Consider the following 11,489-nt stretch of genomic DNA (forward strand, 5'->3'; position numbering starts at 1 on the left):
CCGCGCGAATTTGGGGATAGAGTCTTTGGCGCTGCTTTTCGCTAAGCTTTTTCGAATCCGTCAATCCGGGCAGGTCGAAACGCTCCGGCAGAATGACCGCCGCGGCCACCACCGGGCCGGCCAGGGGTCCGCGCCCGGCTTCGTCGATGCCGGCCACCGCGCGAAAGCCGCGCCGCCGGGCGAGGTTTTCAAAATGCAGCGGGGAGAACTCCTGCTGCTCGGGAAAAAGGCTCCATTCCTCCACGGCACTGGTCCTTGTCCATGACATTGAAGGGATTATACTCTGGATTCCGTTGCGGGGCTGGTGTAGTATACGTCCCGATAAGCGGCAATACCAACTTTTTCCCTTCTGCTTTTATGTATCACTGATCTCACCAACCTGCCCAAGGAGGAGAGCCCATGACCGCCATTTTTATCACCCTCATCGTCGTTGCCTATCTGGTCCTGCTGGTCGACTGGAAGGGACTCAACACGGCCCTTGCCCAAGGCGGCTGGGTGTCCATCGTTCTTTACGCGGTGATCACCCTGCTGATTATCGTCATCCTCAACAACCCTGATATTCCCCACATCAGCAGCCACTGATTTTTACCGCAGGATTCACCAACAAAAAAGCCCCGGTTGCCCGGGGCTTTTTTGTTGCTCAGGAGTAGCGCTTTTCGCGGATGCGGGCGGCCTTGCCCCGCAGGTTGCGCAGGTAGTAGAGCTTGGCGCGGCGCACCCGGCCGATGCTCACCACTTCGATTTTCTCCACGACGGGCGAGTGCAGGGGGAAAATCCTCTCCACCCCGAAACCGTCGGAAATCTTGCGCACGGTGAAGGTCGACCCCAGGCCGCGGTTCACCCGGCCGATGCACACCCCTTCGTAGATCTGGATGCGCTGTTTGTCACCCTCAACGATTTTCACGTGAACCTTCAGGCTGTCCCCGGCCTTGAAAACGGGGATGTTCTTCTTGATCTGTTCCATGCCAAGGCGATCGACGACGTTCATGTTGTCCTCCTGTATGTGTGTCGAAGCGTTTCTCTATCAGGTTTCGGGCCGCCGACGAAACGACGGCAAGGATGTTTTTTCAGCCGGACGTCTCATCGGCCGGGTTCAGCAACATGTCATTCACCAGACGCCGTTCCTCAGCGCTCAGAGGTGCGTCTTCCAGCAGATCGGGGCGCCGTCGCACGGTGCGTTCCAGTTGCCGGAGCCGTCGCCAGCGGGCGATCTCCCCGTGGTTGCCGGACAGCAGAACCTCGGGTACCCGCATGCCTTCAAACTCGGCGGGTCGCGTGTACTGCGGATATTCCAGCAACCCGTCGGAGAAGGAATCACCGGCGGCGCTTCCTTCACAGCCCAGCACGCCGGGCACCAGCCGGGCAATGGCATCGATCATGACCATGGCGGCCAGTTCTCCGCCGGTCAGAACGAAATCGCCGAGGGAATATTCGACATCCACAAAAGTGCGGATGCGCTCATCATAACCCTCGTAGCGGCCGCAAACAAAAATCAATCCCGGTTTTGTGGCCAGGGTCGCGGCATCGGCCTGGCGAAAGGGCTTGCCCTGGGGCGTGAGCAGCACCACCGGCGAGTCGGGCGCCGCGTTCCGGAGATCGCGCAGGGCGCGCGCCACCGGCTCGACCTTCATGATCATGCCGTCGCCGCCGCCGTAGGGCGCATCGTCGGTCACCTGGTGGCGACCCTCGGCCCAGCGGCGCAAATTGTGCGCGCGCAGCCCGATCAGACCCTTGTCCAGCGCCTTGCCCAGAATGCTCTCGGCAAAGGGCGAGGTGAACATGCCGGGAAACAGGGTCAGGATGTCAAAGGTCATAAAAGCCGCTGCTTACTCTTGATTCGGGGATTGCTCGTCAACCAACCCCAAGGGCAGATCGACCAGCAGACGCCTCGCGGCCTCGTCGAATTCAAGAATGAATTCGTCCACGGCGGGAATCAGCACCTCGCCGAAACGCCCCCGCACCACATAGACATCATGGGCCGGGGTAACGAAGAGATCATCCAGGGTGCCCAGGGAACCGAGACGCCGATCGACGACCTCGGCGCCTTGCAACTCGTACCAGTAGGACTCGTCGTCGTCGAGATCGGGCAACGCCGCCAGGGGCATGTAAACCATCGCACCCTTGAGCGGCGCGGCGGTTTCAATGCTGTCGCGACCTTCCAACCGCAACAGAACCTGCCCCTTGTGAGCAACCGCTCGCTCAACACGATAGACCGTGAGCTCTTCCTGCCCTTCCCTCCCCATATGAACGGTCGGGGTTTCGAGCAGAACCGTCGAGCCCGGCGTGAGCGGCCTGACCTTGAGGTCGCCGCGCAAGCCATGGGTTCCGACCACCACTCCAGCCTGGAACAACTCCTGTTGCGTGCTGCCCATTACTCCACAATCTGCAGGCTGGCCCGCGAATTTTCTCGGGTTGCCTTGGCATTGAGCAGGGTGCGCATCGCCTTGGCGGTGCGCCCCTGCTTGCCGATGATTCGTCCCATATCGTCCTGTGCCGCCGCCAGCTTGATGAGGATGGTGCCGTCCTCGGCCTTCTCTTCAACGATGGATACGGCGTCGGGATCTTCGACCAGTGATTTGGCGATGAATTCGATGAGCTCTTTCATGAGAGGTCCTTTCCTAGGAGAAAGGCCGTTCACCGGCTCAGCTATCGGTCACCGCAACGGTCGAATCAGGCAGGCTGCTTGAATTTCGCCCAGATTCCCTGCGCCCGCAGGATCTGCCGCACGGTATCCGTGGGCTCGGCTCCTTTGTTCAGCCACTCCAGGGTGCGGTCTTCCTTGAGACTGACCATGGGGGGATCCTGCTTGGGATCGTATTGCCCAAGGCGCTCGATGAACCGGCCGTCACGCGGAAAGCGCTCATCAGCCACGACAACCTGGTAGAAAGGCTTTTTCTTCGCGCCGCCACGGGCCAGCCTGATCTTTACCGACATGCTTTGTTCCTCCTGGATTTGCTCTGGGTTTTCTATCCGTGTGGTTAATTATATCCCCAAACGCGCGACCGGGCGAACCGGGTCCGCGAGCCGGCCCCTACATGAAAGGCGAGCCGCCGCCGCGCATGAGGTTCTTCATGCCCTTGGGGCCGAGCTTCTGCATTTTCTTCATCATCTTCTGCGCTTCGGTGAAGCGCTTGATAAGCACGTTGATGTCATGCACCGTGGTGCCGCTGCCCTTGGCGATGCGCATGCGGCGCGAGCCGTTGAGGATGCGGTGGTCGCGGCGCTCCTGAGGCGTCATCGAATTGATGATGGCCTCGATTTTCTTGAGCTCCTTGTCCGGCATCTGCATGTCCTTGAGCTGGCCCAGCTGCTTGCCGACGCCGGGGATCAGCTTGAGGATCGACTCCATGGAGCCCATTTTCTTGATGGACTGGAGCTGGTCGCGAAAATTCTCGAGAGTGAAGCCCTCCTTGCGCAGGCGCTTCTCCATCTCGGCGGCGTTATCCTTGTCGATGGCCGCCTCGGCCTTCTCGATGAGGGTCAGCACATCCCCCATGCCGAGAATGCGCTGCGCCATGCGGTCGGCATGGAACACGTCCAGGGCGTCAAGCTTTTCGCCGAGTCCCACGAACTTGATGGGCTTGCCCGTCACCGCGCGGATGGACAATGCGGCGCCGCCGCGGGCATCGCCGTCGAGCTTGGTGAGCACGATGCCGGTGACATCGAGGCGCTCGTTGAAGCTCTGGGCGACGTTCACCGCGTCCTGACCGGTCATGGCGTCGGCCACGAACAGAATCTCGCGCGGCTGGAGGGACGCCTTGATCCGATCAAGCTCGGCCATGAGCGCATCGTCGATGTGCAACCGGCCGGCGGTGTCGAGGATCAGCGTATCGTAGCCGTTGAGCTCGGCGTAGCGGCGCGCGTCCTCGCAGATGCGCACCGGGTCCTGCCCCGGCTGGGAATCGTAAACCGTCACCCCCAGCTGGCGACCCAGGGTCTTCAACTGGTCGATGGCCGCCGGGCGATAGACGTCGGCGGGCACCAGCAGGGGATTGCGCTTGTCGCGGCGCAGGCTCAGGGCCAGCTTGCCACAGGTGGTGGTCTTGCCCGAACCCTGCAGGCCGCAGAGCATCACCGGCACCGGCGGGCGCGCGCCCAGATCAAGGCGATTGTCGAGACCCTCGCCCATGAGGCGGGCCAGTTCGTCGCGCACGATCTTGATGACCTGCTGCGCCGGGGTGAGGCTCTTGAGCACGTCCTGGCCGACGGCGCGCTCGCGCACCGCGGCGATAAAATCCTTGACGACCTTGAAGTTGACATCGGCTTCAAGCAGCGCCAGACGCACTTCGCGCAGGGCCTCGCCGATATTTTCCTCGGTGAGGCGGCCCTGCCCGCGCAGCTTGCGGAAAACCGATTCCAGCTTGTCGCTCAGATTGTCAAACATGGTCGAATCCGCTCACCCCGAAAACAGCGCAAAGCTGGAACTATAGAGAAGCCCCCCGGCCTTGTCAAGAAAAAAGCCGGAAGGCCGGATACTTGGGGAAACTTGCGAAGCTGGGGCTAAAGCAGCAGATATTCGCGACCGCTGCGCCGGTACAACTCCACCGGGCTCAGGCCCTCGGCGGAGAGCACCGCGAGCACGCGCTCCTGCTCCGGCGGCGCGAAGCGCAGCGCCAGTCCGCAGTCGGAACTCAGCTCGCGCGGCGTGGGGATCAACAGAATATCGGCGCCGGCCTGCTTGAGGACTTTTTCCGCCTTCATCACCCGATGAATGCCGTGAAAAATCGCGACGATGTCGTTTTCGCGCACCATATCTTAACTTTCGTCTCCCTCGGACCGGCGGGCATGATGCCATTTTTGCATGTTCCTTGCAAGCACTGGGTTGACTCCGAGGCGCAAAAGGGAGTATTTTCGTCAGGTATATTTTGTCACTCATCAACCCAAGGATGAATGCGACCGTGCTCTACGCTCAGGCCCTGCCCCTTTCGACCCTGCTGCTCTTCGCCCTCGGCGTCAACGTGCCCCTGGGCTACCTGCGCGAGGGCGCGCGCAAATATTCCCTGGCCTGGTTCACCTACATCCACCTCTCCATCCCCTTCATCGTTCTCTGGCGCCTGGCTCAAGGCCTGGGCTGGGAAATCGTCCCCTTCACCCTGGGCTGCGCCCTGCTCGGCCAGTTTCTCGGCGGCACCCTGCGCCGCGGCAAGAAGGCACCGTGAAAAAACCCGATCGCGGCCGCATGCCGCGCGCCCTGCCCTTGGGAGAGATTCTCGAGCAATTTCTCACCGAGCGCGGCCTCGGCGAGCGATTGCACAAATACCGGGCCTTTTCCTGCTGGAAGCAGGCCGTGGGGCCGCAGATCGCCGCCCAGACTCAGCCCCTGCGCATCCGCGACGGCATTCTTGAGGTGCGCGTCGCCCATCCCGTGTGGATGCAGCAACTGCAACTGCTCAAGCCGCGCATCCTCGCGCGCCTCGCCGAGCATCTCGGCCCCGACGCCATCCGCGACCTCTACCTGCGCCAGGGGCGCGTGGAGGGCACCCAGGCAGGCGCGACGCAGTCCAGCGCTCCGGCCTGGAAAAATCAAAAGCTCGACGAGGCCGACGAGAAGCGCATCGCCGCCGCCCTCGCCCCCATCACCGACGCGGATCTGCGCCGCAACCTGGAGCGCGTCATGCGCCGCCAGGCCCAGCTCGAAAAAGCCCGCCGCGAGGCTCAAGCCTCCAAGTCCGACGCTTCATCGTCGTAAAGCTCCCGCACCTCCTGGGTGTAATCCTCACCCGCAAACACCAAGAGCGGCGCCTCCAACGCCAGGCCCGGCCGCCCGCCGCGCCGCCCCTCCACCAGCACCATGCGCGCCGGCTCACCCAAACGGCCGTGCACGCAGCGCAGCCGCTTGGGCTCCAGTCCCGCGCGGCGCATGCCCTCCAGCAGGTCCGCCAGGCGCTCGGCCAGATAGATGATGTAGAAACGCCCACCCGGCCCCAGGAGCCAAGCCGCCGCCCGCAGAAAATCATCGAGACCGCCCGCCAACTCATGCCGCGCCGCGGCGCGCTCGCCGACCGGCGCCAGACGACCGCTGCCGGGTGCGCGAAACGGCGGATTGCTCAACACCACGGCAAAGGACTGGGGCGCCAGACTGCGTGCGATCTCGCGCACATCGGCTTCAAGGATGCGGATGCGCCCCTCCAAGCCGTTGAGCGCCACACTGCGCCGCGCCCGCGCGGCCATGTCCGCCCGCACCTCGACACCGACGATTTCCTCCGCCTCGCTGCGCCGCGCCAGGATCAGGGGCATCACCCCCGAGCCTGTACCCAGATCCGCCACGCGCTCACCCTTGCCCACCCGAGCAAAGGCACAGAGCAGCACCGGATCCAGGGAAAAGCGATAGCCGTTTTTCGCCTGCAGGATTTTCAGCTTGCCGATGCGCAGCTCGTCGAGGGTTTCTTCGGAAAGGCTGTCCTTTGTCATTGGCCCTTTGTCATTGGTTAAAGGCGTAATCCTTTGATTTGCGTAAGCAGTTTACTGGGGTTTTCCACAAAGGACAAAGGACCAAGGACGAAAAAGTCGGGCATCGGCCCGGCTTTTTCAAAACGTCTTCCTCGCCCGCACTTCCCAGCGGTGCTCCTTGCGTTCGGGCTCGGTTGCGCCTTCGTTGCGGGTGCCGTAGGAGTAATCGAGGGAGACGGTGAGCTTTTCCCAGTTGATGCCTGCGGTGAGATAGCCGGTGTAGGTGGTGGTGTCCTCGGGTTCGAGGTAGCGGTAACGCAGGCGCACGCCAAGGAGGGTGCGGATGCTGGGAAAGAATTCGCTCGACAGGGTCAGGGTGCGCGCGGTGCGGGTGAGGGTCGAAGGATCGTCGAGGCGCTCGTAGAGCAGTTCCTCGCCCAGGGTGAAGAGCTTGCGTCCCACCCCGCCGCGCTGGAAGTAATGGTAGCGCAGGCGCTGCTCCAGCAGGAACTGCTGCGAATCGCCCTGGCTGAGTTTGCGCCAGTCGTGGTCGAGGCGCAGGGTGGCTTCGATGGTGCGCACCGGGAAATAGCTCAGTTGCGCGCGGGTTTCCAGGGTGCGGTCGGCTTGGCCGGAAGCCCCCGCGTTCAGCACCGATCCCGCGCCGACACCGCCCGAATCATTGCGGTGACTGCCGAGCACCAGGCGATTCTGCAAGGATGCCAGGAATTTGCGGCTGTCATAGCGCAGACGGTGGCTGAGGATGGTGACATCCTGCTCGCCCTCCTCATCGGAGAGAAAATCGTAGGCCAGTTCCAGACGGCTGGAGAGCCGCGTGCTACTGCGGTATTCGCCGAACCAGGTGGTGGTCGAGCGAAACACCGTGCCGTCGCGTCGCTGTACACCGTCGCCGGAGAGCAGCAGGCCGAGATCGCTCTTGGGCATGATGTATTCGCTGACGCTGCGATCCAGGGTGCCCGTGCCGTGGAGAAATTCTTGCGTGACGCCGGTGCGGTAGTTGCGGGTGAGATCCGTTTCGATGCGTCCGGTGAGGGTTTGCTCCCAGAAGCCGACGCTTTCGGGGAAAGCGTCGGCGTTTTCGGGCCCCTCGCCGCTGAAATGGGCCACCGAATAGCCGGTGAAGATGTCGTACTTGGGCCGATGGGCGCGATTGGTGAACAGCTCGGCCAGGGCCCGCACCGACACGCCCTCGCCGCGATCCCCCATCTTGCGCTCGGCGTCGAATTGCCCGGTCAGGTTCCAGGGCTGGCGCTGAAGAGCCTCGATGCGATTGCTGAGAAACACCACTTCGCGGGTCGAATCCTCGTCGCCGGCAAACAGCGTGCGATCCTCGCGCTCGCCGATAAAGCGCACGCGCAGGGTGGTTTCGGGATCGAGGTTTTTCGTGACATAGATGGGCACTTCCAGTTCGCGCTGCACGCGATTGGCGTCGATGTCGCGGCGAAAGGAGGTGAAGTTGGCCGCCTCCCAGCCTTTGCGCCGCGCCACGGTGAAGACGTTGAGATCATAGCGCCGATCGGGCTCGCGTCCGGGAGTGGCCAGACTGGTGGTGGCATAGGTGCCGTCGACGGAAAACTCGATCCAGTTGGCCAGCCGCACCCAACGACGCTGGAGGGTATGGTCGATGGTCCCGAGGATGTAGGCCTTTTCGACAAAGTCGTTGTTGGGATTGAGAAAATCCGTGTGGTCGTAGACGCGGTAGTGAAACCAATTGTCCTTTTTGTTGAGAGATACGAAGGCCAGGTTGCGGTCGCGATAATGCTGGGGGGTAAAGCCCTTGAGGTCGCGCACGTAGTTCTGCTGGTAGTCGATCAGCAGGCGCGGCGCATTGGCCAACACGTCACGATACATGCCTTCATAGTCGCCGCTGGCCGAACCAAGCAGGAGCGTAAGTCCGGTGGTCATCTGCTGACCGTTGTAGACGCCGACCAAAGCCTCGTGTGACCCCATGTCATCCGTGGGAAGGCGCTCGAAAAGCCCGGGAACCAATGCCGTGGAGAAGGTGGATCGATTGAGATCGTGGGAATAGAGGTGCAATCGCAGGGGCAGTCCTCCTGGCGCGATCAAGACATCGCCATGGTAGAGAACTTTGTCCAGATTGACGTCGGTGCTTTCCCCGTTGACGGAACCGTCGAGGGAGGTCCACTCGTAGCCCAGTGCCAAATTGTAATTGCCGATGCGCCCCCGAGCAAAGTCGCCCTTTTTTCTGTAGAGAAGCGAGTACTGCTGAGCGAACCAGGACGCGTCAAGCACCTTCTCGCCCCGCTCTTTCGCCGAATGCGCGCCATAACGCCATTCCAGCGAGCCGTCGAGCTCGCCACGCGCGGCGTGACTGGTCCACGGCGCACTACCGCAAAGGACCAGGAACACAAGGATGGCGAGGAACCGGCAGTGCATGTTTTTTAAAAGCACCTGCGACAAAAGGTCAAAGAAAGTAAAGCCTTTACCTGAAACTGCAACAATTGTTCCGAAAGTAAAATACGTTAATCAATTTTTCCTTAAGGCGTTTTTGAGAAAAGAAGAAGCCATTTCAGGTTATTTAGCGAAATCGACTACGCCGAAACACTGATTCTAAATATTGGCCGAAAAAAAGGGCGGAGGATGGCCTCCGCCCTTTTTTCTGGACGCATGTAGCCTTACTTGTCGTGACAGCGCAGACAGAGAGCCGAGCCGGTGTTGTCCGCCGCCAAAAAAGGCGAGTGGGTATTGTCATGGACATTATGGCAGGAAGCGCACCACATAACCCCGCTGAAAAATCGCAATCCCGGCGTGGCCTTCAAGCCGCTGTCGGCTGCCTGGGCAGTGGCATAATCCATACCGATGGGATGATCATTGGTCAACTTCGTGGTACCGTCAAAAAGGTTGGTGTGCCCTGTAACCACGGCGGACCCAGAAAAAGTTGGCTGTCCGGTAGCTTCCGGATTTGAAGGATTGACCAGGCCGCCCGCCATGCTTGAACCATCATGACAGGACAGGCACAGACGCGCATCCGAGGCATTGACCGCCGCCACCACCGTGGCAGGCTGGGATGCCGCCGTCAAAGACGGGCTGTCGTAAAGGTCGCCCGCCACCAGAGCCGCGGACACCCCTCGGTTCCACAGGGGGGCGTTGACTACCGTGGTCGAGGCGGCGTGGGGCGTGTGGCAGAACACGCAGAGTTCATCGACGTTATCCGATTTGACCGTTGCCAAACTGCCGCTCGACAGGTCGTGCTTGGTGTTGACGATGCTCGCTGCCGCTGGGGCGGCAAACATCGCCATGGCCGTGGCCAGAATCAGTACCCTTTTCATTGTCCTTACCTCCTGTGCGGTTTTGGGTTGAAGAACCCGGATGAAGTGAATTTCTCGTCTTTATCCCTCTTACGTCCGACAAACACGCTTTTGGCCTTAATTTTTTTTCATACTTAGAGAGTTAGATTTCTCTAAGCAATTTCGATGCCAGTCTTGTGCGCCCCCCCAAGAGGGGCCAACAACCCCGAATAATGGCTTTGAAACCGCCAAAACACCGAGAACCGCAACGCGTTTTGCCCTTATTGCACCATCTTTTTTTTCAAAAGTTCCTCCTGCTGGCGAATCGTGGCGGAATCAAAGGGGTTCTGGCGCAGGTATTCATCGGAAAAGTAGCGCCAATGAGCAAAGCGGCGGTTAAGGCTGTCGGCGATATAAATCTGGTCATTCTGGTCGATCCACAGGGACACGGGCATGCTGAAGCCGACCGGTTCGATGGTGGCCTGACCACCGGTGTAAAGCAGCAGGGTGCCGTCGGGTCGGTACGTAATCAACGCGGCTTTACGCATGTCCAGCACGTGCAGGTTTCCGTCGCTGTCAAAGGCAAGATCCTTGGGAAATTCAAAATTCCACTGGCGATCGCCACGCTCGCCGAACTTGTAGAGAAAAGACCCGTCCGCATCGAAGACCTGGATACGGGCATTGAACTGGTCTGCGACAAACAGGCGGTTTTCCCGGTCGATAGCAAGGCCCTGCGGTGAATAAAACTCACCGTCACCCCCCCCCTGATTACCAAAACTGAACAGGTGCTTGCCCTCCATGTCGAACACCGCAATACGGTGCCCGGCGCCATCGGATACGTAAATGCGGCCCAATGTTTCATTGAGGGCCAATTGCACGGGTTTCTTGAAAACGTCTTCGCCCCCAAAGGAAAACAAAGGCCTCTGATCCGCTGAAAACACCAGCACTTTGGCGGATACGCCTTCAACGACGTACAGATTACCTCGACTGTCCACCGCTAGACCCAAAGGATTCTGAAAGCGCCGCCCGTTGCCGAAGCGACTGACCTGCCGGCGGTTGAAATCAAAGACCTTAATGACCCGCTGATCCGCGTCGGATACATAGACCACCCCCTTGCCGTCGGCAGCGATACCGAAGGGTCGGCCAAAATAATCAAAACCGCTATCGCCTATCACGCTCTGCATGGCGGCTTCTCTTTGAGATTTTGGAAAATCTCCTTCGGAGTAATAGATGCCCAACCATTCCAAACGCGGGGTGTCCGGCAAAGGCGGCCAAAGCACGCGGAGTTTTTCTGTCTTGGCGCATCCGGCCGATACAACAAAAAACAGCATCAAAATGATTGACTTAATCCAACATTTTGTCATGGTTCACTCTCCCTGACGGTTCCATGTTGATGACGAATCGGACCGACGTCATTTTTTGTGACATAATTGGCAAAGGCCAAACTTTGTCGTTACGCCCCGCACAAATAGATATTGCGCGTCCCCGCCGTGGGGATCATGGCAGCTCACACAGGAAAATTCCCGGCGCTCATCCAGGGGATCACGCGGTCCCTTGAGGGGATGGGCATCGCCGCCAATTCCCCGCACCACATGGGTCCCCTTGTCCAACCCCTCATGACAGGCCAGACACACCTCGTTGGGATGGCCGCGCAGAAAGCCGCGCACGTCGGAGGCATGGGGATCATGGCAGACGGTGCACATCCCCACCCCCACCGGGCCGTGGGCGTATTTGCGGTTCTTGAATTCCTCGGTCTTGTCCGTGTGGCAGCCGTTGCACAGTTCGGCCTCGCTGGCGCTCAGGCGATAGCGGTTGGGCTGGCTGTCGCTC

General features: G+C 60.5%; 15 protein-coding genes and 1 pseudogene. 3 read left to right on the forward strand and 13 right to left on the reverse strand.

The genetic code is table 11. The features are described from left to right. Positions 1–244: pseudogene (locus tag QAT43_RS11210) on the reverse strand (ribonuclease HII); the annotation flags it as partial. Positions 245–399: 155 nt separating this feature from the next. Here QAT43_RS11210 and QAT43_RS11215 point away from each other — a divergent pair. Beyond that, positions 400–582, forward strand: coding sequence for a hypothetical protein (locus QAT43_RS11215; protein WP_305043163.1), 183 nt, complete (start codon positions 400–402; stop codon positions 580–582). Between the two features lie 58 nt (positions 583–640). On the opposite strand, the gene rplS is transcribed toward QAT43_RS11215, so the two are convergent. The 7 genes from rplS to QAT43_RS11250 all read right to left on the reverse strand — a co-directional run bounded on the left by rplS (position 641) and on the right by QAT43_RS11250 (position 4,752). After that, positions 641–988: a 50S ribosomal protein L19 gene (gene rplS, locus QAT43_RS11220; RefSeq protein WP_305043164.1), complete on the reverse strand. Its 348-nt coding sequence runs from the start codon at positions 986–988 to the stop codon at positions 641–643. Between the two features lie 79 nt (positions 989–1,067). Beyond that, on the reverse strand, positions 1,068–1,814 hold the full coding sequence (gene trmD, locus QAT43_RS11225) for a tRNA (guanosine(37)-N1)-methyltransferase TrmD (RefSeq protein ID WP_305043165.1): 747 nt from the start codon (positions 1,812–1,814) through the stop codon (positions 1,068–1,070). 12 nt (positions 1,815–1,826) lie between these two features. Continuing rightward, positions 1,827–2,372 carry a ribosome maturation factor RimM gene (rimM, locus tag QAT43_RS11230; protein ID WP_305043166.1) on the reverse strand — a complete coding sequence of 182 codons (546 nt, stop codon included), beginning with the start codon at positions 2,370–2,372 and terminating at the stop codon, positions 1,827–1,829. Beyond that, entirely contained in the window at positions 2,372–2,605 is a 234-nt protein-coding gene (locus QAT43_RS11235; RefSeq protein WP_305043167.1) for a KH domain-containing protein, read from the reverse strand. The genes rimM and QAT43_RS11235 overlap by 1 nt, the downstream gene beginning before the upstream one ends. A 65-nt stretch (positions 2,606–2,670) precedes the next feature. Next, positions 2,671–2,934, reverse strand: a complete 264-nt coding sequence (gene rpsP, locus QAT43_RS11240; RefSeq protein ID WP_305043168.1) for a 30S ribosomal protein S16 — start codon at positions 2,932–2,934, stop codon at positions 2,671–2,673. A 97-nt stretch (positions 2,935–3,031) separates the two neighbouring features. Then, positions 3,032–4,384: a signal recognition particle protein gene (gene ffh, locus QAT43_RS11245; protein ID WP_305043169.1), complete on the reverse strand. Its 1,353-nt coding sequence runs from the start codon at positions 4,382–4,384 to the stop codon at positions 3,032–3,034. A gap of 116 nt (positions 4,385–4,500) precedes the next feature. Further along, positions 4,501–4,752 carry a DUF3343 domain-containing protein gene (locus QAT43_RS11250; RefSeq protein ID WP_305043170.1) on the reverse strand — a complete coding sequence of 84 codons (252 nt, stop codon included), beginning with the start codon at positions 4,750–4,752 and terminating at the stop codon, positions 4,501–4,503. 146 nt (positions 4,753–4,898) lie between these two features. Between QAT43_RS11250 and QAT43_RS11255 the strand changes: the two genes are divergently transcribed. Both QAT43_RS11255 and QAT43_RS11260 read left to right on the forward strand, forming a co-directional pair. Beyond that, positions 4,899–5,159 (forward strand): hypothetical protein, encoded by a 261-nt coding sequence (locus QAT43_RS11255; protein ID WP_305043171.1) that lies wholly within the window; start codon positions 4,899–4,901, stop codon positions 5,157–5,159. Then, entirely contained in the window at positions 5,156–5,689 is a 534-nt protein-coding gene (locus tag QAT43_RS11260) for a DUF721 domain-containing protein (RefSeq protein WP_305043172.1), read from the forward strand. Before QAT43_RS11255 ends, QAT43_RS11260 begins: the two co-directional genes overlap by 4 nt. Here QAT43_RS11260 and QAT43_RS11265 read toward each other — a convergent pair. The 5 genes from QAT43_RS11265 to QAT43_RS11285 all read right to left on the reverse strand — a co-directional run. Beyond that, positions 5,656–6,411 carry a tRNA1(Val) (adenine(37)-N6)-methyltransferase gene (locus tag QAT43_RS11265; protein WP_305043173.1) on the reverse strand — a complete coding sequence of 252 codons (756 nt, stop codon included), beginning with the start codon at positions 6,409–6,411 and terminating at the stop codon, positions 5,656–5,658. The two genes, QAT43_RS11260 and QAT43_RS11265, sit on opposite strands and share 34 nt — an antisense overlap. Positions 6,412–6,528: 117 nt before the next feature. After that, positions 6,529–8,808 (reverse strand): hypothetical protein, encoded by a 2,280-nt coding sequence (locus QAT43_RS11270; RefSeq protein WP_305043174.1) that lies wholly within the window; start codon positions 8,806–8,808, stop codon positions 6,529–6,531. A gap of 239 nt (positions 8,809–9,047) precedes the next feature. Then, positions 9,048–9,701 (reverse strand): cytochrome c3 family protein, encoded by a 654-nt coding sequence (locus QAT43_RS11275; RefSeq protein ID WP_305043175.1) that lies wholly within the window; start codon positions 9,699–9,701, stop codon positions 9,048–9,050. Positions 9,702–9,940: 239 nt separating this feature from the next. Further along, positions 9,941–11,023: a 6-bladed beta-propeller gene (locus tag QAT43_RS11280; RefSeq protein ID WP_305043176.1), complete on the reverse strand. Its 1,083-nt coding sequence runs from the start codon at positions 11,021–11,023 to the stop codon at positions 9,941–9,943. A gap of 48 nt (positions 11,024–11,071) precedes the next feature. After that, on the reverse strand, positions 11,072–11,489 hold a 418-nt coding region (locus QAT43_RS11285; RefSeq protein ID WP_305043177.1), incomplete at its 5' end, for a cytochrome c3 family protein.

It is taken from the genome of Geoalkalibacter sp., from assembly GCF_030604225.1.
GTDB lineage: Bacteria > Desulfobacterota > Desulfuromonadia > Desulfuromonadales > Geoalkalibacteraceae > Geoalkalibacter.